21 protein-coding genes and 1 pseudogene are annotated in these 21,060 nt (G+C 76.3%); 7 read left to right on the plus strand and 15 right to left on the minus strand.

The features are described 5' to 3' along the window. Positions 1 to 614: 614 nt before the first annotated feature. The 4 genes and pseudogenes from RTG05_RS15690 to rimP form a co-directional block, all read right to left on the minus strand. Positions 615 to 758, minus strand: a pseudogene (locus tag RTG05_RS15690) (translation initiation factor IF-2 N-terminal domain-containing protein); the annotation flags it as partial. Between the two features lie 106 nt (positions 759 to 864). Beyond that, entirely contained in the window at positions 865 to 1,260 is a 396-nt protein-coding gene (locus RTG05_RS15695) for a YlxR family protein (protein WP_315911944.1), read from the minus strand. Positions 1,261 to 1,265: 5 nt separating this feature from the next. After that, entirely contained in the window at positions 1,266 to 2,411 is a 1,146-nt protein-coding gene (gene nusA / locus RTG05_RS15700; RefSeq protein ID WP_315911945.1) for a transcription termination factor NusA, read from the minus strand. Next, positions 2,408 to 3,001 (minus strand): ribosome maturation factor RimP, encoded by a 594-nt coding sequence (rimP, locus tag RTG05_RS15705; protein ID WP_208104607.1) that lies wholly within the window; start codon positions 2,999 to 3,001, stop codon positions 2,408 to 2,410. The genes nusA and rimP overlap by 4 nt, the downstream gene beginning before the upstream one ends. A gap of 218 nt (positions 3,002 to 3,219) precedes the next feature. On the opposite strand from rimP, the gene RTG05_RS15710 reads away from it, so the two are divergent. Further along, positions 3,220 to 3,747, plus strand: coding sequence for a hypothetical protein (locus RTG05_RS15710; RefSeq protein ID WP_166525890.1), 528 nt, complete (start codon positions 3,220 to 3,222; stop codon positions 3,745 to 3,747). Positions 3,748 to 3,762: 15 nt separating this feature from the next. Continuing rightward, positions 3,763 to 4,224 carry a ferritin-like domain-containing protein gene (locus RTG05_RS15715; RefSeq protein ID WP_166525891.1) on the plus strand — a complete coding sequence of 154 codons (462 nt, stop codon included), beginning with the start codon at positions 3,763 to 3,765 and terminating at the stop codon, positions 4,222 to 4,224. Between the two features lie 5 nt (positions 4,225 to 4,229). Here RTG05_RS15715 and RTG05_RS15720 read toward each other — a convergent pair whose 3' ends face one another. The 5 genes from RTG05_RS15720 to dxr all read right to left on the minus strand — a co-directional run bounded on the left by RTG05_RS15720 (position 4,230) and on the right by dxr (position 10,952). Beyond that, positions 4,230 to 6,131: a penicillin-binding transpeptidase domain-containing protein gene (locus RTG05_RS15720; RefSeq protein WP_166525892.1), complete on the minus strand. Its 1,902-nt coding sequence runs from the start codon at positions 6,129 to 6,131 to the stop codon at positions 4,230 to 4,232. Positions 6,132 to 6,303: 172 nt separating this feature from the next. Next, complete coding sequence (locus RTG05_RS15725) at positions 6,304 to 7,155, minus strand: GNAT family N-acetyltransferase (RefSeq protein ID WP_208104608.1); 852 nt, start codon at positions 7,153 to 7,155, stop codon at positions 6,304 to 6,306. An 8-nt stretch (positions 7,156 to 7,163) separates the two neighbouring features. Beyond that, positions 7,164 to 8,339: a flavodoxin-dependent (E)-4-hydroxy-3-methylbut-2-enyl-diphosphate synthase gene (ispG, locus tag RTG05_RS15730; protein WP_166525893.1), complete on the minus strand. Its 1,176-nt coding sequence runs from the start codon at positions 8,337 to 8,339 to the stop codon at positions 7,164 to 7,166. A 41-nt stretch (positions 8,340 to 8,380) separates the two neighbouring features. Further along, positions 8,381 to 9,745, minus strand: a complete 1,365-nt coding sequence (locus RTG05_RS15735; RefSeq protein WP_166525894.1) for a M50 family metallopeptidase — start codon at positions 9,743 to 9,745, stop codon at positions 8,381 to 8,383. 10 nt (positions 9,746 to 9,755) lie between these two features. Next, a complete protein-coding gene (gene dxr, locus RTG05_RS15740) occupies positions 9,756 to 10,952 on the minus strand; it encodes a 1-deoxy-D-xylulose-5-phosphate reductoisomerase (protein ID WP_166525895.1) in 1,197 nt (398 codons plus the stop codon). A gap of 71 nt (positions 10,953 to 11,023) precedes the next feature. Between dxr and RTG05_RS15745 the strand changes: the two genes are divergently transcribed. After that, positions 11,024 to 11,344: a DUF2631 domain-containing protein gene (locus RTG05_RS15745; protein WP_166525896.1), complete on the plus strand. Its 321-nt coding sequence runs from the start codon at positions 11,024 to 11,026 to the stop codon at positions 11,342 to 11,344. Between the two features lie 113 nt (positions 11,345 to 11,457). On the opposite strand, the gene rlmN is transcribed toward RTG05_RS15745, so the two are convergent. Beyond that, positions 11,458 to 12,633, minus strand: coding sequence for a dual-specificity RNA methyltransferase RlmN (gene rlmN, locus RTG05_RS15750; protein ID WP_166525897.1), 1,176 nt, complete (start codon positions 12,631 to 12,633; stop codon positions 11,458 to 11,460). A 98-nt stretch (positions 12,634 to 12,731) separates the two neighbouring features. Here rlmN and RTG05_RS15755 point away from each other — a divergent pair, with 98 nt between their 5' ends. From RTG05_RS15755 to RTG05_RS15770, 4 genes are all read left to right on the plus strand, one after another. Continuing rightward, a complete protein-coding gene (locus tag RTG05_RS15755; RefSeq protein WP_315911946.1) occupies positions 12,732 to 13,889 on the plus strand; it encodes a hypothetical protein in 1,158 nt (385 codons plus the stop codon). Continuing rightward, on the plus strand, positions 13,886 to 14,515 hold the full coding sequence (locus RTG05_RS15760; protein ID WP_166525899.1) for a TrmH family RNA methyltransferase: 630 nt from the start codon (positions 13,886 to 13,888) through the stop codon (positions 14,513 to 14,515). The genes RTG05_RS15755 and RTG05_RS15760 overlap by 4 nt, the downstream gene beginning before the upstream one ends. Before the next feature lie 119 nt (positions 14,516 to 14,634). Continuing rightward, on the plus strand, positions 14,635 to 15,405 hold the full coding sequence (locus tag RTG05_RS15765) for a polyphosphate kinase 2 family protein (protein ID WP_166525900.1): 771 nt from the start codon (positions 14,635 to 14,637) through the stop codon (positions 15,403 to 15,405). Positions 15,406 to 15,407: 2 nt separating this feature from the next. Beyond that, on the plus strand, positions 15,408 to 16,529 hold the full coding sequence (locus RTG05_RS15770; RefSeq protein WP_315911947.1) for a GNAT family N-acetyltransferase: 1,122 nt from the start codon (positions 15,408 to 15,410) through the stop codon (positions 16,527 to 16,529). Here RTG05_RS15770 and RTG05_RS15775 read toward each other — a convergent pair. From RTG05_RS15775 to rpsB, 5 genes are all read right to left on the minus strand, one after another. Next, positions 16,493 to 17,284 (minus strand): phosphatidate cytidylyltransferase, encoded by a 792-nt coding sequence (locus tag RTG05_RS15775; RefSeq protein ID WP_166525902.1) that lies wholly within the window; start codon positions 17,282 to 17,284, stop codon positions 16,493 to 16,495. The genes RTG05_RS15770 and RTG05_RS15775 overlap by 37 nt on opposite strands. 286 nt (positions 17,285 to 17,570) lie before the next feature. Continuing rightward, positions 17,571 to 18,128, minus strand: a complete 558-nt coding sequence (gene frr, locus RTG05_RS15780; protein WP_166525903.1) for a ribosome recycling factor — start codon at positions 18,126 to 18,128, stop codon at positions 17,571 to 17,573. Between the two features lie 68 nt (positions 18,129 to 18,196). Beyond that, complete coding sequence (pyrH, locus tag RTG05_RS15785; protein WP_166529206.1) at positions 18,197 to 18,952, minus strand: UMP kinase; 756 nt, start codon at positions 18,950 to 18,952, stop codon at positions 18,197 to 18,199. 219 nt (positions 18,953 to 19,171) lie between these two features. Next, positions 19,172 to 19,987 carry a translation elongation factor Ts gene (gene tsf / locus RTG05_RS15790; RefSeq protein ID WP_166525904.1) on the minus strand — a complete coding sequence of 272 codons (816 nt, stop codon included), beginning with the start codon at positions 19,985 to 19,987 and terminating at the stop codon, positions 19,172 to 19,174. 71 nt (positions 19,988 to 20,058) lie between these two features. Then, entirely contained in the window at positions 20,059 to 21,003 is a 945-nt protein-coding gene (gene rpsB, locus RTG05_RS15795; protein WP_166525905.1) for a 30S ribosomal protein S2, read from the minus strand. Positions 21,004 to 21,060 lie beyond the last annotated feature (57 nt).

Consider the following 21,060-nt stretch of genomic DNA (forward strand, 5'->3'; position numbering starts at 1 on the left):
GGACCGGCCGCCGGGCGCGGGCCACCGGCACCGGCGCCCGGGCGCGGACCGCCAGGACCGGCCGGGCCCGGACGGGGACCGGCGGCCGGACCCGGCCGCGGGCCGGCCGGGCCGGGACGCGCCACGCCGCCGGCCGGAGCCGGGCGGGGGGCGCTGCTGAAGGGGTTGTTCCCCGGGCGCGGTGCCGGGCGGGGACCCGGCCGCGGGCCGGCGCCGGGCGTGGCCGGGCGCGGACCCGGGGTGCCGGTGCCGCCGGCGCCGGGGCGGGGGGCACCGGTCGGGCGGGGTGCAGCGGGCGCCGCGGGCGGCTGCTGCGCCGGCGCAGCGGCCGCGGGCGCCTGGGGCGCCGGGGCGGTCGGCCGCGGTCCGGGGACCGCCGCACCGGGCCGGGGCGCACCCGGGCGCGGACCGGGCGTCACGCCACCCGGGCCGGCCGGCGACTGCGGCGCGGGGGCCGGCGTGGGGGCGACCGGAGCGGCCGGCGCGGCGGGGGCCGCGGCGGCCGGCGCCTGCGGGGTGGGTGCGCTCGGACGCGGGCCGGGCCGGGGTGCGGCCACCTGCCCGGCGCCGTTGCCACCGCTGCCGCCGTTGCCGGTGCTGCTGCCGAGGGCCTCCCGGAGCCGGCGGGCCACGGGGGCCTCGACGGTCGAGGAGGCGGACTTCACGAACTCACCCTGCTCCTTGAGCGTGGCGAGCACGGTCTTGCTGTCGACGCCGAACTCCTTGGCGAGTTCGTGGACGCGGGCTTTGCCTGGCACGGGTCTCCTCTTGTGAGGCCGGCGGCTTGCCCGCGCGACCTCGTCGTCAGTTCTGCATGGTCTGGCGTGTCATCTGTTCGGTCCCAGCGGGGACTTCACGGCTGGCTCATCCGACGACGTCCTGCTCTCGACGTGCGGACCCACCCGGTGCGGGTCCGTCTGTGCTGGTGCGGTTGTCGTTCGTGTGCGGTCGCCCGCCCGGGTCTCCCCCCGCCGGCGCCGCGGACGGCGCGCGCAGGAGGTGGTCCCGGAGCGGACCGGCCTCCACCGGCGCACCGCCGCCTCCGGGGAGGCGCAGTGCACGGGGGAAGGCCCGGCGTCGCTCCGCTGCGTGCAGGCACTCCGGGGTGGGGTGCAGCGAGGCCCCCCGACCGGGGAGCCTCCGTCGCGGGTCGGGGACCAGTGCCCCGTCCCGCGCGACCACGCGCAGCAGGTCGGTGACCGGAGCGCGTTCCCGACAGCCCACACAGGTGCGCACCGGGATCGACGTTTCGGCCACCATGGACTCTAGCGCGCCGAGGGGCCCCGGTGTTCCGCGCTCCGGCTGCCGGCCACCCGGCCGGGGCGACCGCGCTCGCCCGGGGCCCCCGGACGCCCGCCGGGGCCGCCCCCGCGCGCGGCCGGCGCACCGGAGCGCAGCGGCGCGCGCCCCACCCCGGGCGAGGGGGTGGCGTCGTCGGGCTGGGCGTCGCTGCGGATGTCGATCCGGCAGCCGGTCAGCCGGGCGGCCAGGCGGGCGTTCTGGCCCTCCTTGCCGATGGCCAGCGACAGCTGGAAGTCCGGGACGACGACCCGCACCGCCCGGGCCTGGGGGTCCACCACCCGCGCGCTGCTCACCCGCGCGGGGCTCAGCGCCGAGGCGACGAAGGTCGCCGGGTCCTCGGCCCAGTCGACGATGTCGATCTTCTCGCCGTGCAGCTCGCTCATGACGTTGCGCACCCGCTGCCCCATCGGGCCGATGCACGCGCCCTTGGCGTTGAGCCCGGGCACCGCGGTGCGGACGGCGATCTTCGAGCGGTGCCCGGCCTCGCGGGCGACCGCGACGATCTCCACGCTGCCGTCGGCGATCTCGGGGACCTCGAGGGCGAACAGCTTGCGCACCAGGTTGGGGTGGGTGCGGGACACGGTGACCTGCGGGCCGCGCAGCGCCCGGGCGACCGACACCACGTAGGCCTTGAGCCGGCTGCCGTGCGGGTAGCTCTCCCCGGGCACCTGCTCGACGGCGGGGAGCACCGCCTCCACCTTGCCGATGTCGACGAGCACCGTGCCGCTGGCGTTGCGCCGCTGGTCGGCCTGCACGATGCCGCTGACGATGTCGCCCTCCTTGCCCGCGTACTCACCGAAGGTCTGCTCGTGTTCGGCGTCGCGCAGCCGCTGGACGATGACCTGCTTGGCGGTGCTGGCCGCGATGCGGCCGAAGTCCGACGGGGTGTCGTCCCACTCCCGCAGCACCTCGCCGTCGGGCCCGAGCTCCTGGGCGAGCACGGCGACCTCGCCGGTCTTGCGGTCGACGTGCACCCGCACGTGCCGGCTGGCGCCGTCGGCGTGCCGGTAGGCGGTCACCAGCGCCGTCTCGAGGGCCTCGATGACCGTGTCGGCCGGGATGCCCTTCTCGCGCTCGACCGCCTTGAGGGCGGTCACGTCGATGTTCACTGTCCTCCTCCGTCGTCGTCCGCGGGGTCCGCGCCGGCCCCGTCGGGACTCCCGCCGGCGTCCCCGTCGGGGTCGTGCCGGCCGAACTCCACCTGCACGCGGCCGCTGCCCAGCTGCGGCCACGGCACCTGGCGCCGGGTGGGCGGCCGCCGGCGGGCCCCCGGCCTGCCCGGGGCCTCGACGGCGAGGGTGACCCCGTCGCCGTCCACCTCGAGGACCCGCCCGGTCACCTGCTCGGCGGAGCCGGCGGGGCCCACGGCGACGGCGACCAGGCGCCCGGTGTTGCGCCGCCAGTGCCGGGGTTCGGTGAGCGGGCGGTCCACCCCCGGGCTGGTGACCTCCAGGACGTAGGGGGCGCTGCCGAACTCGCCGTCGAGGTCGTCGAGGGCGGCGGACACCGCGCGGCTGACCTCGGCGACGTCGTCCAGGGTCACGCCGGTGTCGCGGTCGACCACGACGCGCACGATGCTGCGCCGGCCGGCCGGGGTGACGACCAGCTCCTCGAGGTCGTACCCGGCGGCCTCGACGAGCGGGGCGACCAGCCCGGCCATCCGGGTGGCGACGGGGTCGGTGCGGGGGGCGGCGGCCACGGCTCCCTCACTCTCCTGGCTCGGTGGGTGGCACGCACGCGGCACGGCGGTGCCCCGTGTCGGGCCGGCCACGCGGGCGGCGGACACGCCACCGGCCCGGGCCCGGGCAGAGGGTCAGGCTACCGCTCCCCGGCCCGGCCCGAGACCGGGCGGTTCGCCGGGACCCGCCCGCCGTGTGCTGCCGGCCCGCCGGCGGGGCGGCTGCGAGGATGGACCCGATGGCCCCCTCCCCCGCACCCGTCCCGGTGGGTGCCTCCCGGCGCGCGTTCCTCGCGGCCTCGGCCGGGGTGGCACTGCTGGCCGCCGGCTGCACCGCCGGTGGCCCGGCGGCTCCCGCGGTGGGCACGGAGGAGGCCGACCGGCTGGCCGACCAGGTGGCCGTGCAGGAGGCGGTGGTCGCCGCCTACGCCGCGGCGCGGACCGCCGACCCGGCGCTCGCGCTGAGCGACCTGGCCGCGCAGGCGGGCGAGCAGCTGGACCGGCTGCGCGCCGCCGCACCGCCCGCCCCGCCCTCACCGGCCGGCCCGTCGTCGCCGGGGTCGCCCGCGGCCGGGTCCGCGGCCGGGTCCGCGGCCGCGCCACCGGCGGCACCGGCCGGGGGCGACGTGCGCGGCTGGCTGCGCGACCGGCTGGCCACGGCGGCCGCCTCGCACGCGCAGGCCTGCACCGGCCAGTCCGGCGCCCGGGCGGCGCTGCTCGGGTCGGTCGCCGCGGGGCTGCGCGGACACGAGGCGGCCCTGGCGTGAGGGAGGAGCGGGCACGTGGCTGACGACGGTCCCCCGGACGAGGCCACCGAGACCACGGCCCTGCGCGAGGTGCTGGCCGCCGAGCACGCCGCCGTGTGGGGCTACGGGACGGTGGGCGCCGCGCTGCCGGAGGACGGGCGGGGACCGGCCGTGGCCGCCGACACCGCCCACCGGGACGTCCGCGACCGGGTCGTGGCCCTGCTGGCCGCCCGCGGCGCGGAGCCCGTGCCGCGGGCGGCGGGCTACGCCCTGCCCTTCCCGGTGCTGTCGGCCGTGGACGCCGCGACGCTGGCCGTCGTGCTCGAGGAGGGTGTGTCGGCCGCCTGGGTGCGGCTGCTCGACCGGTCCGTGCAGGCGACGGTGCGCGGGCTGGCCGTCGCGGAGCTGGGCGCCGCGGAGGCGCGCGCCGTCGGGTGGCGCGCCGCCGCCGGCCGGACGCCGCTCACCGACGCCCTGCCGGGCCTGCCGCCGGCCTGACCGGGCTACGCCTGCGGCAGCGCGCCGAGGAAGACGTCGGTCACGTCGACGGCCACGCTGCTGGACTGGCCGCTCTCGACCAGCACGGCGAAGGCCAGGTCGCCCTGCGGCCCGTCCAGCTGGTACCCGGTGAACCAGCCGTGGGCGTCCGGCGGGGTGTTGCTGCCGTACTCGGCGGTGCCGGTCTTGCCGTACACCTCGCCGCGGTCGGCCAGCGCGTCCGCCGTCCCGGACACCACGACCGCGCGCATCATCGGCCGCAGCGCCTCCAGGACGGCGGGGTCCGGCCCGGCCGGCGTCGGGCCCGCCGGCTCGGCGCCGAACACCTCCACCGGCACGGCGGGGGTGCCGCTGGCCACCCCGGCCGACACCAGGGCCAGCTGCACGGGGCTCATGAGCACCTCGCCCTGCCCGATCGCGTTCGCCGCCTTCGTCGTCCCGGTGCTGTCGGCCGGCACCTCGCCGCTGTACACGTCGACCGGCAGCTGCCAGTCGGTGCCCACGCCGTAGGACGCCGCGGCGGCGGCCAGCGCGTCGTCGGGCAGCGCCAGCCCCTGCTCCATGAAGGTCGTGTTGCACGACTGCGCGAAGGCCTCGGTGAACGGCACGGTGCCCAGGTCGAAGCGGTCGGCGTTCTGGAACTCACGGCCCTCGACGACGAAGGTGCCCGGGCAGGCCACCGGCGTCTGCGCGGTGAGCGTCCCGGTGCCCAGCAGGGCGGTGGCGCTGACCACCTTCATGGCCGAGCCGGGCGGGTACTGCCCGGTGAAGGCGTTGCCCGCGACGGCGGCCTCGTTGGAGGAGACCGCCACGATCTCCCCCGTGGCCGGCCGGACGACCACCAGGTGCGTGGGCAGCTGCTGGGTGGCGACCGCGGCGTCGGCGGCGGTCTGCACGGCGCGCACCAGCGGCGTCCGCACGGGCTGGCCGGGCACCGGCTCGACGGCGTCCACCTCCCGCCCGGCGTCCCCGATGGACTCGTCGGCGGCGACCACGCGGACGGTGAAGCCGGGGGTGCCGGTCAGCTGCTCCTGCAGGGCGCGTTGCAGCCCGGACAGGCCGAGCTGGTCACCGGCGGCGTACCGCGGAGCACCGTCCTCGGCGGACTCCTCGAGCACCTCCGCGGTCGCCGGGCCCACCCGCCCGAGCAGCGCGGAGGCGAAGCGGGCGCTGGGGGCCAGCAGCCGGGTGTCGGTGGGGAAGACGGCGCCGGGCAGGTCGAACACCTGGGCGCGGATCGCCTCGAAGTCCGGCCGGCGCAGCGTGATGACCGGGACGAACTGGCCGTCCGGGGCGGCCTCCACGTCGGCGACGACGTCCTCGGCGGCGACCCCGGTGGCCGCCGACAGCGCCCCGGCCAGCGCGGGCAGGTCGGTGACCTGGCCGGGGTCCACGCCGACGGTGACGACCTCGGTGGGGGTGAACAGCGGCTCGCCGTCGGCGTCGGTGACCGGCGCGCGCTCGGGCAGGGACCGCTCGAGCTGGAGGCGCTGCCCGTCGGCCAGCTCGGGGTGCACCAGCGTGGGCTCGGCGACGACGTCCCAGCCGTCCTCGCCCTCCTGCAGCCGCAGGGTGGCCGGGTAGACCCAGTCGGGGGCGGCCGCGAGGTCCCAGGTGGCCGTCCAGCCGACGGTGGCGGCGCCGTCCTCGACGGCGACCTGGCCGACCTCGGCGGTGAGCGCGGCGTCGGGCAGGTCGGCCGCGGTCTGCTCGAGCAGCGCGGTCACCGCGCCCGGGTCGGTGGTGGCGCCGGCGGCGGCCGCGGTGTCCCCGGCCGACCAGTCGGCGAGGAAGGCGCGGGCCGCGGCGCGGACGTCGTCCTCCGCGTTGCCGGAGCAGGCGGCCAGCACCGGCACGGCCAGCAGTGTGAGCGTGGACCCCAGGACGGTCCCCCGACGTGTGCGCACGGATCGACAGCGTTCCAGACCCACGGCCCCGGTCGCAGGCGGCAGGCCCGGTGACGGGCTGGAACGGCCCTCCTGCAGAGACCCGGTCCGAGCTGGTGACGGGCTGGAACGGCCCTCCTGCAGGGACCCGGCCCGAGCGGAGCGAGGGTCGGGGGGCAGGAGGGTCCTTCGATCAGAACAGCACGCTGGAGAACACCCCGACCTCGCGGAAGCCCACCCGCGCGTAGGCGGCGCGGGCGGCGGCGTTGAAGTCGTTGACGTAGAGGCTCACGACCGGCGCGATCGCGCTGCGGGCGTACTCCACGACGGCGGCGGTGCCCGCGGTGCCGATGCCGCGGCCGCGGTGGGCGGGGGCGACCCACACGCCCTGCACCTGGCAGGCGCTGCGCGACACCGCGCCGATCTCGGCCTTGAACAGCACCTCGCCGCCCTCGATCCAGGCCAGCGACTGCCCGGCGCGCACCAGCTCGACCACCCGGGCGCGGTAGCCGGCGCCGCCGTCCACCCGCAGCGGGCTGACCCCGACCTCCTCGGTGAACATCGCCACCGCCGCCGGCAGCAGCACGTCGACCTCGGCCGGGCGGACCGGGCGCACCCGCGGCTCGGGGGCCAGCGCCGGCGGACCGTCGATCGCCAGCAGCGGCTGCCGGGGCCGGTGGTCGCGGGCCGGGCCCCACGCCGGGCCGAGCAACTCCCACAGCGGCTCGACCGCGGCGGCCGGGCCGACGATGGTCGAGCAGCGCCGGCCGGCGCGCAGCGCGCGGTCGGCGAACGCGGCCGCCGCGGCGCGCTCGGCGCCGGGCAGGGCGAAGGGGATCAGGTTGGCCCCGGCCAGGCACACCGCGTCCAGCGAGCGCCCGCGGCCCAGCCCCCACAGCGGGGCGCCGAGGGCCGCCGGTGCGGTGCCGGCGGCCTCCACCCGCCCCGCGACGACGCAGGCGGCCACCGGGTCGGTGGCGAACAGGGCGCGGACGGCGGGCTCGTCGGTCTCGTCGAGGACCCGCGCTGACGGGGTGGTCAGCACCGGGAGGGTCAGCCGACGCTGACGACGGGCGGGCCGGCCGGCGACCCGCCGTCGACCTGCTCGGCCGCGGGCATCTCGGCGGCCAGGCGCATGGCCTCCTCGATGAGCGTCTCGACGATCTTCGACTCGGGCACGGTCTTGATGACCTCGCCCTTGACGAAGATCTGGCCCTTGCCGTTCCCCGAGGCCACCCCCAGGTCGGCCTCCCGGGCCTCGCCCGGGCCGTTCACCACGCAGCCCATGACCGCGACGCGCAGCGGGACCTCCATGCCCTGCAGGCCGGCGGTCACCTCGTCGGCCAGCGTGTAGACGTCGACCTGTGCCCGGCCGCAGGACGGGCAGCTGACGATCTCCAGGCCGCGCTGGCGCAGGTTCAGCGACTCCAAGATCTGGTTGCCGACCTTGACCTCCTCGGCCGGCGGGGCGGACAGCGAGACCCGGATCGTGTCGCCGATGCCCTGGCTCAGCAGCGCGCCGAAGGCGACGGCGGACTTGATGGTGCCCTGGAAGGCGGGGCCGGCCTCGGTGACGCCCAGGTGCAGCGGGTAGTCGCACTGCGCGGCCAGCAGCTCGTAGGCGCGCACCATGACCACCGGGTCGTTGTGCTTGACCGAGATCTTGATGTCGCGGAAGTCGTGCTCCTCGAACAGCGAGCACTCCCACAGCGCGGACTCCACCAGCGCCTCCGGCGTCGCCTTGCCGTACTTGGCGAGCAGCCGCTTGTCCAGCGAGCCGGCGTTGACGCCGATCCGGATCGGGGTGCCGGCCGCCTTGGCGGCCCTGGCGATGTCGCCGACCTTGTCGTCGAACTTCTTGATGTTGCCGGGGTTGACGCGGACGGCGGCGCACCCGGCGTCGATCGCGGCGAAGACGTAGCGCGGCTGGAAGTGGATGTCGGCGATGACCGGGATCTGCGACTTCTTCGCGATGATCGGCAGCGCCTCGGCGTCGTCGGTGTCCGGGACGGCGACGCGCACGATCTGGCAGCCCGAGGCGGTGAGCTCGGCGATCTGCTGCAGCGTGGCGTTGATGTCGGCGGTCTTGGTCGTCGTCATCGACTGGACGCTGACCGGGTGGTCGCTGCCGACGCCGACGGTGCCGACCATGAGCTGGCGGGTCTTGCGCCGGGGCGCCAGCACGGGCGGGGGCAGCGCGGGCATGCCGAGACCGACGGAGGTCGTCATGGTCCCGAGTATCCCCGCAGCGGCGCGACCGGTGCCGACGGCTACTGCAGTGTGATCGGGTTGACGATGTCGGCGATGAGCAGCAGGCCGGAGAGCACCACGAACAGGCCGGCGACGACGTAGGCGACCGGCATCAGCCGGGCGATGTCGAACGGGCCGGGGTCGGGGCGGCCGCGCAGCCGGGCGACGACCGAGCGCGCCTTCTCGTACAGCGCCCCGGCGACGTGCCCGCCGTCCAGCGGGTAGATCGGCAGCAGGTTGAACAGGAACAGCACCAGGTTGATGCTGGCCAGCAGCTGCAGGAAGGTGCTGACCTTCTGCAGCGTGGTCAGCTCCGGGATGGAGAACACCTCACCGGAGATGCGGCCCACCCCCACGACCCCGATCGGGCCGTTGGGGTCGCGCTCCTCGCCCAGGAAGGCCGCGCGGAACAGCTGCGGGATGCGCTCGGGGATCTCGACCAGGCGCTCGACGGCGCCGGTCACGACCATGGCGAAGTAGCCGGGGATGGCGGCGACGTCCTGCCGGGCCAGCTCCGGCACGGGGGAGACACCGAGGTAGCCGGCGGTCGTGGTGCCCTCGGTGGGGTCGGTCGGGTCGGCGTAGACGGTGTTGGGGATCGGCGTGACGGTCAGCTGCCGCCGCTCGCCGTCCCGCTCGACGGTGAGGTCCAGCGGCCGCCCGGGGCTGCTGCGGATCCCCTCCTGCACCGCCGTCCAGCTGTCGTAGGCGGTCGGCTCCAGCGGCTGCCCGGCGACCGCGACGATCGTGTCGCCGGGACGCAGCCCGGCAGCGGCGGCGGGGCTCTCCCGGGGCAGCGCGCAGCCCGGCGTCCCGGCCTGGCAGGTCTGGCCCTCCGGGGTGATCGGCACCGCGCAGGGGTCCTCGGCGACGGCGGTCACCGCACCGGCGGGCAGCACGCACGCGGGCACCTCGCGGACCTGGGTGGTGATGACGCCAGTGCCGACGACGGTCAGCAGCACCGTGAACAGCAGGGCCGCCAGCACCAGGTTGTGCAGGGGGCCGGCGGACATGACGACGACCCGCTGCCACCAGGGCTTGGCCCAGAACAGGCGGCCCTCGTCGCCGGGGCGGACGTCGTCCTGGGCCTGGCCGCGCACCTCGGCGATGAAGGAGCGCATGCGGGTGGCCCGCGCGCTCTCGTCCGCCTCGGCCGGCGGGATCATCCCGACGATCCGGATGTAGCCGCCGAGCGGGACGGCCTTGACGCCGTACTCGGTCTCGCCGCGGGTGCGGGAGAACACCGTCGGGCCGAAGCCGACCATGAACTGCGGCACCCGCATGCCGAACTTCCGGGCCCAGTAGAAGTGCCCGTACTCGTGGAAGGCGATGGACAGCAGCAGGCCGATCGCGAAGGCGACGATGCCGAGGACGGTCAGCAGCAACCCGCTCAGCTCAGCCTCCGTCGATCACCCTCCCGGCGTGCTGCCGGGCCCACCCCTCCGCCGCCAGGACGTCCTCGACGCAGGTGGGGACGCCGAGGTCCGGCGCGTCGTCGAGGGTACGCGCGACGGTGTCCACGATGCCCCGGAACGGCAGCCGACCCGCCACGAACGCCGCCACGGCCTCCTCGTTGGCCGCGTTGTAGACCGCCGGTGCCACCCCGGCGGCCTCGCCGGCGGAGCGGGCCAGCCGCACCGCGGGGAACGCCTCGTCGTCCAGCGGGGCGAACTCCCAGGTGCTCGCCGCCGACCAGTCCAGGGCCGGCTGCACCTGCGGCAGCCGGTCGGGCCAGGCCAGCGCCAGCGCGATGGGCAGCCGCATGTCCGGCGGGCTGGCCTGGGCGAGGGTGGCGCCGTCGGCGAAGGTGACCATCGAGTGCACGATCGACTGCGGGTGCACCACGACGTCGATGTCGGCGAGCGGGACGGCGAACAGCAGGTGCGCCTCGATGAGCTCCAGGCCCTTGTTGACCAGGGTGGCGGAGTTGATGGTCACGACCGGCCCCATGGCCCAGGTCGGGTGGGCCAGGGCCTGCTCGACGGTGACGCCGTCCAGCTCGGCGGCGCCGCGGCCGCGGAACGGCCCGCCGCTGGCGGTGAGCACCAGCCGGGCGACCTCGCCGCGGTGCCCGCCGCGCAGGCACTGCGCCAGCGCCGAGTGCTCGGAGTCGACCGGCACCAGTTGCCCGGGCGCCGCGGCCGCGGTGACCAGCGCCCCGCCGGCCACCAGCGACTCCTTGTTCGCCAGCGCGACGGTGCGCCCGGCCTGCAGCGCGGCCAGCGTGGGGCGCAGCCCGATCGACCCGGTGATGCCGTTGAGGACGACGTCGGCCGGGCGGGCGGCGAGCTCCTCGGCCGCCCGCGGGCCGGCCAGGATCTCCGGGAGGGCGTACTCCCCTCGCGACCAGCCCCGCTTGGACGCCGCCGCGTAGAAGGCCAGCTGCAGGTCCTGGGCCGCGGTCGCCCGGGCGACGGCCACGGTGCGGACGCCCAGGGACAGCGCCTGGTCGGCGAGCAGGCCGACGTCCCCGCCGCCGGCGGCCAGGGCGGTGACCCGCAGCCGGTCGGGGAACTGCTGGGCCACCGCGATCGCCTGGCGGCCGATCGACCCGGTGGAGCCCAGCACCGTCACCTCGCGCACGCCGTCCACGGGCCGCATCCTCCCCGACGCGTCCCCTCCCTCGGCGGGTGCCGCCGGTCGGCGGCTGGCAGGATGGGGACGTGAGCGAGCAGACCCACCGCGCGAGCCTCCACGACCCCGCGTCCGCGCGGGTCAACCAGCCCGGCCGCGAGGAGGGCATCGTCCGGGCCGACGCGCACCCGGTCGAGCACGAGCGCCCGGAGGACTGGGGCTGGCACGGCGAGACCGGCCGGTGGGGCCGCGTCGGGGCGGTCGTGGCGACGCTGTTCATGCTCGCCTACCTCGTCGGCAACCACGAGGGTCGCATCGAGGACCTCTGGGTGCTCGGCATCGCCGCCGGCATGGTCCTCATCCTGGTCATGGACTGGCGGCGGCGGCGCAACGCCTGGCGCGCCAAGTGAAGGACCCCCTGCAGGGCCCGTCGGAGTCCTGACGGGGGTCCTTGCTCAGGTGACGGTGACGCCGATGGCCGGCCCGACGGCGTAGGTGGCCCCGGCCGCCACGGCGCCGGAGCTCACTGGTCGGCCTCGGCGCCCATCTCCACCGGCGGCTCCAGGGACGGCTGCGGCAGCGCCACCGCCGGCACACCCTCCACGCGGTCGGCCGCGGCCAGCTGCCCGCAGGCGCCGTCGATGTCCTGCCCGCGGGTGTCGCGGACCGTCGTCGGGACGCCGTGCGCGCGCAGCCGGGCGACGAACTCCCGCTGCGCGGGCAGCGGGCTGGCGTCCCACCGGCTGCCCGGCGTGGGGTTGAGCGGGATGAGGTTCACGTGCGCCCGCCGCCGGGCCAGCAAGCGGCCCAGGGCGTCGGCGCGGTGCGGCTGGTCGTTGACGTCGCGGATGAGCGCGTACTCCACGGAGTAGCGGCGGCCGGTGCGCTCGGCGTAGGCGTCCGCGGCGGCGACCACCTCGGCCACCTTCCAGCGGGTGTTGACCGGCACGAGGGTGTCCCGCAGCTCGTCGTCCGGCGCGTGCAGGCTGACCGCCAGGGTGACCGCGAGGCCCTCGTCGGTGAGCCGCCGGATGGCCGGCACCACACCGACGGTCGAGACGGTCACCGAGCGCTGGGACAGGCCCAGCCCGTGCGGGGCGGCGGTCACCAGCGCGTCGAGGGTCCGGCGGACCCGCGCGTAGTTGGCCAGCGGCTCGCCCATGCCCATGAACACCACGTTGGACAGCCGGCCCGGCCCGCCGGCGACCTCCCCGCTCGCCATCGCCGCCGCGGCGGCGACCGCCTGCGCGGTGATCTCGGCGGCCGACAGGTTGCGGGTCAGCCCGTTCTGGCCGGTGGCGCAGAAGGGGCAGGCCATGCCGCAGCCGGCCTGGCTGGAGATGCAGACGGTCGCCCGGTCGGGGTAGCGCATGAGCACGCTCTCCACCAGGGCGCCGTCGTGCAGCCGCCACAGCGTCTTGCGGGTGCGGCCGCCGTCGGCGGCGAGGGTGCGCACCGGGGTCAGCAGCCCGGGCAGCAGCGCGGCGGCCAGCTCCTCGCGCACGGTGGCCGGCAGGTCGGTCATGAGCGCGGTGTCGGTGACGCCCCGGTAGAAGTGCCGGGCCAGCTGGTCGGCCCGGAACGCCGGCTGGCCGAGCTCGGCGACCGCGGCGCGGGCCTCCGCGCGGGTGAGGTCGGCCAGGTGGCGCGGCGGCCGGCCCCGGCGGGGGGCGTCGAAGACCAGGGGGAGGGCAGTCATGGCGCCCTCCATGGTCCCACCCCGCACCGGCCCGTGGGCCCGTCCGCGGGTGAGGTCGCTCGCTCGCGCCCTACCCCGCGGGGGCCGAGGGGGTCACCGTGGCCGTCGGACCCGCGGTGGTGGTCGGACCCGCGGTGGTCGTCGGGGTCGGCGCGGTGGTGGGCGCCGACGTCGGGGTGCCGGTGGGCAGCGGGGTCCCGGTGGGCGGTGCGCTGGGCCCCGTGGTGGGTGTCGGCGTGCCGGTCGGGACGGCGGTGGGCGCCGCAGTCGTGGTCGGCGCCGCGGTCGTGGTCGGCTCCGCGGTCGTGGTCGGCGTCGTCGTCGGCTCCGCGGTCGCGGTCGGTTCCGCAGTCGCGGTGGGCGTGGGCGCCGCGGTCGCGGTGGGCGCCGCGATCGGGGTGGGTGCCGGGTCGACGGCGACGTCCTCGACCGGCGGAACGGGGCGCGCCGGCGAGGAGGTGGCGGCCCGGTCCGGGACGGAGCGGGCCGCCCGGCCGGCCGGCCGCACCGGGGCCGGCCCCGTCGCCGCGGAGCGCGCCGGGCCGACGGCGGAGCGGACCGTCACCCGGGCCGGGTCGGACGGGATCCCCGGAGCCACGGGCGGGGGCAGCGGGTCGGCCGACGTCGGTGCGGCCGGGACGGCGGCGGTGGTGGGAGGTGCGGCCGGCGCGGTCGTCGGCACGGTGCAGGTGGGCGCGGCGGCGGCACCCGGTGACGACCGCACGTCCGCGGCCGGGACCGATCCGGTGGGTGAGCCGGCCAGCAACACCGCGCCGGAGATGCCGCCCGCCGTGAGCAGGGCCACCGACACCGCGGTCGCCCGTCGTCGGGGCCGCACCCGGGGGCCGACGACGACGCGGGGCGGCGCGACCCCGGCCGGGACGGCACCCGGCGTCCGGCCGTGGTCCGGCTCCGGGACGGTGGCGGCCGCTCCCCCGCCCTCGGCCGCGGCGCTCGCCTCCTCGGCGTCCGCTCCAGGGGCGCCCACCCACCCCGGCAGCCAGTCCTGCTCCCACTCCAGCGGGGGGCGCGCGGGCGACCGGGGTGAGCCGGCCGCCGCCGGGGTGCTGCCCGTGTCCGGGGTGGGCGGCACCCCGTCGTCCTCCGGTGGCGTCATCGCACCTCCCCACACGCACAGTCGTTCCGCGCTCACGCAGCGCAGTCCGACCATGGTGCCGGACGGGTCCGCCCGGGTCCCGGAGGCGCGGCCGCCCGCGCGGGGACCGGCCGGGGTCCGGCTAGCGTCGGGCAGGTGACCGGCACCGGGGAGGACGACACCGCGGCCGGGACCGTCGGCGTCGGCCCGTGGGAGGGACCGTGGCCCGAGGACCCCCGCTACGACCGCGAGCTGCTCGCCGCCGGTGACCGGCGCAACGTCGTCGACCGGTACCGCTACTGGACCGTCGAGGCGATCGTCGCCGACCTGGACACCCGCCGGCACCCCTTCCACGTCGCCATCGAGAACTGGCGGCACGACCTGAACATCGGCACGGTCGTGCGGACCGCGAACGCCTTCCTGGCCGCCGAGGTGCACATCGTCGGACGGCGCCGCTGGAACCGCCGCGGCGCGATGGTGACCGACCGCTACCAGCACGTGCGCCACCACGCCGACGTCGCGGCCCTGGTGGGCTGGGTGCGCGCCGCGGGGCTGCCGCTGCTCGCCGTCGACAACCTGCCCGGCGCCCGGCCGCTGGAGACCGAGCCGCTGCCCCGCGACTGCGTGCTGCTGTTCGGCCAGGAGGGCAGCGGGCTGTCCGACGAGGCGCGGGAGGCCGCGGACGGCGTGCTGTCGATCGCCCAGTTCGGCTCCACCCGCTCGATCAACGCCGGGGTCGCCGCGGGGGTCGCCATGCACGCCTGGGTCCGCCAGCACGCACGTTGACACCGCCGTGATCATCGGCAGGTGGCTGCGTGACACGCCGAACCGGCCGACCACCCGCCGGTGATGACGGCGGGCTGGCTCGGGGTGACACCGGCGGGGAGACCCGCCAGGCTCCGAGCATGAGCCGTCTCGCCGACGTCGACCTGTCCGTGCGGCTGAAGAAGAAGGAGGCCGCCGAGCAGCTCGCCGACGCCCAGCAGCGGCTGGTGCACCTGCGGTTGCTGCTCGGCGGGCAGATCGGCTCCGGGGAGCTCGGGCCGCCGCTGTGCGTGCTCTTCGAGGGCTGGGACGCCTCGGGCAAGGGCGGGGCGATCAAGCGGCTGGTCGAGCAGCTGGACCCGCGGCACGTCCGGGTCGCCCAGTTCGCCGCCCCGACCCACGACGAGAAGCGGCACCACTTCCTCTGGCGCTTCTGGCCGGTGCTGCCCGGCTGGGGCGGGATGGCCGTGCTCGACCGCACCTGGTACGGCCGGGTGCTCGTCGAGCGCGTGGAGGGCTTCGCCACCGCGGAGCAGTGGCAGCGCGCCTACGGCGAGATCGTCGACCTGGAGACCACGCTGGCCGCCGAGGGCACCGTGCTGGTCAAGTTCTGGATGCACGTCTCCCCCGAGGAGCAGCTGCACCGCTTCGAGTCCCGCCGCGAGGACCCCTACCGGGCGTGGAAGCTCACCGACGAGGACTGGCGCAACCGGGAGCAGCGCGGGGCCTACGAGGCCGCCGTCGAGGAGATGCTCGAGCGCACCGACACCGACGCCGGCCGCTGGCACGTCGTGGCCGCCGACGACAAGCGGTGGGCGCGGGTGGAGGTGGTCCGCACGGTGTGCACGGCGGTCGAGGCTGCGCTGCGGACCCACGGCGTCGATCCCGACGCGCCGCTGCCCGGCGCCTGAGCGTGCTGGTCCACCTGGTCGAGCCGGGGGCGTGGCGGGCGGCGCTGGACTCCGGGTGGCTGCGCCCGCGCTCCCTGGCCGACGAGGGCTTCGTGCACCTGTCCACCCCGGAGCAGGTGCACCTCCCGGCCGCCCGGCTGTTCCCCGGACGGCGGGACCTGGTGCTGCTCGTCGTCGACCCCGACCGGCTGGCCGCCCCGGTCCGGTGGGAGCCCGGCGTGCCGGGTGACCCGGCGTCGGTGCGCTTCCCGCACTGCCACGGCCCGCTGCCGACCTCCGCCGTCGTGGCCGTGGTGCCGTACCGGCCTCCGGTGCCCGACGTGCTCCCGGCGCCGGGCGACGCGCTGGGCCGCGCCCTGGCGCTGGCGTTGTCGCTGCGCACCCGGCGGGCGGCCGAGGTGCGCGACGTCTCCGGCGGCGTCGCCGTCCTGGACCCGGCGTTCCCGCACTCCCGCGACGACAACCGGCTGCTCCTCCCCCGGCCGGTGGACGCCGACACCGTGGAGGCCACGGCCACCGGGGTCGCCGCCGACGCGGGCTGGCCGCACCTCGCGGCGACCCTGGCCGGGCCGGGTGCCGCCGGTGTGGCCGCGGAGCTGGCCGGCCGCGGGTGGCAGGTCGACGAGCTGCTGGTGATGGCCCGCCCGGCGACTCCCCCGCCGGCCGGACGCCGCGCGGAGGTGGTCGACCAGCGGGAGGTGCACGACCTGTGGGAACGCTCCTGGCGGCGGAGCCTCCCGGCGTCCGAGCCGGACCGGGACGAGGTGGTCGCCCAGCTGGTGGGCCGCGAGCACCGCACCGACCGGGTGGTCGCGGTGACCGACCTCGCCGTCCGCGAGGAGGGCCGGGTCGTGTCGGCCGGTCAGCTGCGGGTGGACGGCGCGACAGCCGCCTTCGAGTCGATGAACACCGACCCCGGCGCGCGGGGACGCGGGCACGGTGACGCGGTGCTGGCCGCGGCACTGGACCGGGCCGCGGACGCCGGCTGCGACCTCGTGGTGCTGGAGGCCCACGCCGCCGACTGGCCGCGGCACTGGTACACCCGGCGGGGGTTCGTCCCGGTGGGGTCGGTACGGGAGTGCTCCGCTCAGGCGGGCGGGACGAGCACCGACAGCAGCAGGTAGGCGACGGCGGCCGAGGGCAGCAGCGAGTCCAGCCGGTCCATGATCCCGCCGTGGCCGGGCAGCAGCTGTCCCATGTCCTTGATGCCGAGGTCGCGCTTGATCAGCGACTCGCCGAGGTCGCCGGCGGTCGCGCTGACCGCCAGGGCCACGCCGACCAGCACCCCGGCCCACCACTGCCCACCCAGGCCGAGGGTCACGATGGGCGTGGCGACCAGCACGCAGCCGAGCACCGAGCCGGCCATCCCCTCCCACGACTTCTTCGGGCTGACCGAGGGCGCCATCGGGTGCCGGCCGAGCAGCACGCCCGCGGCGAAGCCGCCGACGTCGTTGCCGACGACCGTCGCGATGAACAGCAGGACCCGCAGGGCGCCGTCCTCGGCACCGAGCAGCAGGACGGCGAACCCGGCGAGCAGCGGCACGTAGAGGGCGACCAGGACGCCGGCCGAGGCGTCCCGCAGGTAGCCGTCGGGGCCGTCGCCCAGCCGCCACAGCAGCACGGCCAGGACGGTGAACAGGAACGCGACGACCAGGCCGGAGGCGCCGCGGGTCCACGCCAGCCCGAGCATCGCGACGGTGCCGACGAGCACGGGCACCAGGGGCGCGCGCACGCCCCCGGCCTCCAGGGCGCGGGTGAGCTCGACGACCCCGACCAGGATGGCGACCAGCAGCACCGCCAGGAACGCCGGCGGGTAGAGCAGCAGCGAGACCAGGACGGACCCGCCGAGGGCCAGGCCCACCCCGATCGCGGCGACCATGTCGCGACCGGCCCTGCCGGGCTTGCGCGCGGCCCCCTCGACGAGGACCGGTCCGACGGACTCCGTCGTCGAGACGGGTACCCCGGCATCCGCCGTCCGGGGCGCCCCGTCGAGCGGCTCGGGAGCCGGGGGCCGGACCACCGGCACGGGCGCGGTGTGCAGCTCGCTGACCCGCCGCGGTGGCCGCGGCGGTGGGGGGGCCGACCGCCGGCTCCCGGCGGGAGGCACGCCGCCGGCCGGGAGCGGCCCGGTGTCGGGGTCGGTGGTCATGGCACGCTCCGAGCGCTCAGACCTCGAGCAGCTCGGTCTCCTTGTTCTTGACCGCCTCGTCGATGCCGTGCGTGTGCTTGGCGGTGAGGTCGTCGAGCTCCTTCTCCGCGCGCCGCACGTCGTCCTCGCCGGCCTCGCCGTCCTTGGCGATGCGGTCGAGCTCCTCCTTGGAGCGGCGCCGGATGTTGCGGATCGCGACCTTGGCGTCCTCGCCCTTGGCGCGGGCCTGCTTGACCAGGTCGCGGCGGCGCTCCTCGGTCAGCTGCGGGAAGACCACCCGGATGATCTGGCCGTCGTTGGTCGGGTTGACGCCGAGGTCGCTGTCGCGGATCGCCTTCTCGATGGCCTGCAACTGGCCGGTGTCGTAGGGCTTGATGACCGCCATGCGCGCCTCGGGCACGGTGATCGACGACATCTGCGGCACCGGCGTCGGAGCGCCGTAGTAGTCGACCAGCACTTTGTTGAACATCGACGGGGCGGCGCGGCCGGTGCGCACCGACCCGAGGTCCTCCCGCGCGACCGAGAGGGCCTTGTCCATCCGCTCCTCGGCGTCGAGCAGGGTGTCGTCGATCACGGGTCTCTCCTCCAGGTGCGGCGGGCTGGGCCGCCGCGGGTGCGGGTGTGCGGGCCGGGCGACGGCGCTCAGGCCGGGTCGCTGATCAGCGTCCCGATCCTCTCACCCGCCACGGCACGGGCGATGTTGCCGTCGCGCAGCAGGTTGAACACCACGATCGGCATGCTGTTGTCCATGCACAGGCTGATGGCCGTCGCGTCGGCCACCTTCAGCTGCTTGGCCAGCACGGTGGCGTAGTCCAGGTCGTCGTACAGCACGGCGTCGGGGTTGGTGCGGGGGTCGTCGTCGTAGACGCCGTCCACCCCGTTCTTGGCCATGAGCAGCACCTGACAGCCGATCTCCAGCGCACGCTGGGCGGCCACCGTGTCGGTGGAGAAGTAGGGCATGCCGGCGCCCGCGCCGAAGATGACCAGCCGGCCCTTCTCCAGGTGCCGCACCGCCTTGCGCGGGATGTAGGGCTCGGCGACCTGGCCCATCTCGATCGCCGTCTGCACGCGCGTCTCCAGGCCGACCTGCTCGCAGAACGCCTGCAGGGCCAGGCAGTTCATGACCGTGCCGAGCATGCCCATGTAGTCGGCGTGCCGGCGGTCCATGCCCGCCTGGGACAGCTCGGCGCCGCGGAAGAAGTTGCCGCCGCCGACCACCACGGCGACCTGGGTGCCCCCGTGGACGACGTCGGCCAGCTGCCGGGCGATGCTGCGCACGATGTCGGAGTCGACGCCGACCTTCCCGCCGCCGAAGGCCTCCCCCGACAGCTTGAGCAGGACCCGCGTGTAACCGGCACCGTCGGCGGGCTGGAACGCGGTGGGTGCGGACGCGGGCACGGTGGCCTCCGGCGCGGCGGTGTCGGTCAACGGCTCATCCCTCGCTCGGCGTCGTTCCCTTGATCCTGCCCCACGGGGGCCGGGCCAGCTCGCGGGCAGGGGCCCCGCCAGGGACCCCGGAGACCGGAAGGACCCCGCGGCCCCCCACGCCTCGCGAGCTCAGGCGCGGGCCCCTGCAGCGGGGCCGATCGGGGGTCGCGGGGTCCTCCTCCGCTGCTGTTACGCCTGGCCGACCTCGAAGCGGGCGAACCGCTGCACGGTGAGGCCGGCGTCGTCGACGATCTGCTTGACGGTGCGCTTGGGCTCGGTGATCGACGGCTGCTCGAGCAGGACGAAGTCCTTGTAGTAGGCGTTGACCCGGCCCTCGACGATCCGGCTGATCGCCTGCTCGGGCTTGCCCTCCTCCTTGGCGGTCTGCTCGGCGACCCGCCGCTCGGTCTCCACCGCCTCGGCGGGGACCTCCTCGCGGGTGAGGTAGCGCGGGCGGGCCGCGGCGATGTGCATCGCCAGGCTGCGCGCGGCCTCCTCGCTGCCGCCGGTGTACTGCACGGCGACACCGATCGCCGGGGGCAGGTCGGTGGCCCGCTTGTGCAGGTAGGTCGCGGTCGGGCCGTCGAAGACGGCGAACCGGCTGAGCACCAGCTTCTCGCCGATGCGCGCGGACTCGGACTCGACCAGCGCGGCGACGGTCTGCCCGTCCACGTCGGTGGCCAGCAGCGCGTCGACGTCGGCCGGCCGCTGGGCCAGGACGACGTCCAGCAGCCGCTCGGCCAGCTTCACGAAGTCGGCGTTCTTGGCGACGAAGTCGGTCTCGCAGTCGAGCTCGAGCAGCGCGCCGTCCCTGCTGACGACGACGCCGTTGGTCGTCGAGCGCTCCAGGCGCTTGCCGACGTCCTTGGCGCCCTTGACGCGGAGGAACTCGACGGCCTTGTCGTAGTCGCCGTCGGCCTCGGTGAGTGCCTTCTTGCAGTCCATCATGCCGGCGCCGGTGGCGTCGCGGAGACGCTTGACGTCGGCCGCGGTGAAGTCAGCCATGCCTCTTCCTCGAAGGTCTCGGTGGGATGGGGAGCGGTGCGGCCCCGCCCCCGGGGGGACGGGGCTGCCGCTCAGCCGTTCTGGGCGCCCTGGGTGCCGGTGGTCGTGTCGCCGGTGGCCGGGACACCCTCGACGGGGGCGATGTCGCCGGCGCTGACGGCGGGCGGCTCGGGGGCGGTCTCCGGCAGCGGCGCGGCGTCGGCGGACGCCTCGGCCGGGGCGTCGCCCTGCTGGCCGGTGAGCAGCTCGCGCTCCCAGTCCGCCAGCGGCTCGTCGCCACCGATGGCCGGCGCGGCGCCGTCCTCGCGGCCGGCGTTGGCCTGCTGCGCCGAACGCGCCATCAGGCCCTCGGCCACGGCGTCGGCGATCACGCGGGTCAGCAGCGCGGCGCTGCGGATGGCGTCGTCGTTGCCCGGGATCTTGTAGTCGACCTCGTCGGGGTCGCAGTTGGTGTCGAGGATCGCGACGACCGGGATGTTCAGCTTGCGGGCCTCGCCGACGGCGATGTGCTCCTTCTTGGTGTCCACGATCCAGACGGCGCTGGGCACCTTCTGCATGTCGCGGATACCACCGAGGCTGCGCTCCAGCTTGGCCTTCTCACGGGTCAGGCCCAGCTGCTCCTTCTTGGACAGGCTGACCAGCACGCCGGTCTGCTCCATGTCCTCGAGCTCCTTGAGCCGCTGCAGGCGCTTGTGCACCGTGGAGAAGTTGGTGAGCATGCCGCCCAGCCACCGCTGGTTGACGTAGGGCATGCCGACGCGCTGCGCCTGCTCGGCGACGACCTCCTGCGCCTGGCGCTTGGTGCCGACGAACAGGATCGTCCCGCCGTGCGCGACCGTCTGCTTGACGAACTCGTAGGCGTTGTCGATGTACCCGAGCGTCTGCTGCAGGTCGATGATGTAGATGCCGTTGCGCTCGGTGAAGATGAAGCGCTTCATCTTCGGGTTCCAGCGACGGGTCTGGTGCCCGAAGTGGACGCCGCTGTCGAGCAGCTGCTTCATGCTGACGACTGCCATGGCCGCAGCCTCTCTGTCCTCTGCGCGCGGCCACGCCGGACCGCGCTGCTCGGTTGT

Origin of the sequence: Geodermatophilus sp. DSM 44513, assembly GCF_032460525.1 — a bacterium.
Taxonomy (GTDB): Bacteria; Actinomycetota; Actinomycetes; order Mycobacteriales; family Geodermatophilaceae; genus Geodermatophilus.

What these genes read in the sequence shown, in the direction of transcription:
- RTG05_RS15710 (WP_166525890.1), top strand. Translation starts at nt 3,220, where the DNA reads ATGGCCCCCTCCCCCGCACCCGTCCCGGTGGGTGCCTCCCGGCGCGCG.
- RTG05_RS15775 (WP_166525902.1), bottom strand. Translation starts at nt 17,284, where the DNA reads ATGGTCGCCGCGATCGGGGTGGGCCTGGCCCTCGGCGGGTCCGTCCTG.
- rlmN (WP_166525897.1), bottom strand. Translation starts at nt 12,633, where the DNA reads ATGACTGCCCTCCCCCTGGTCTTCGACGCCCCCCGCCGGGGCCGGCCG.
- RTG05_RS15765 (WP_166525900.1), top strand. Translation starts at nt 14,635, where the DNA reads ATGAGCCGTCTCGCCGACGTCGACCTGTCCGTGCGGCTGAAGAAGAAG.
- tsf (WP_166525904.1), bottom strand. Translation starts at nt 19,987, where the DNA reads ATGGCTGACTTCACCGCGGCCGACGTCAAGCGTCTCCGCGACGCCACC.
- RTG05_RS15695 (WP_315911944.1), bottom strand. Translation starts at nt 1,260, where the DNA reads ATGGTGGCCGAAACGTCGATCCCGGTGCGCACCTGTGTGGGCTGTCGG.
- ispG (WP_166525893.1), bottom strand. Translation starts at nt 8,339, where the DNA reads ATGACGACCTCCGTCGGTCTCGGCATGCCCGCGCTGCCCCCGCCCGTG.
- rpsB (WP_166525905.1), bottom strand. Translation starts at nt 21,003, where the DNA reads ATGGCAGTCGTCAGCATGAAGCAGCTGCTCGACAGCGGCGTCCACTTC.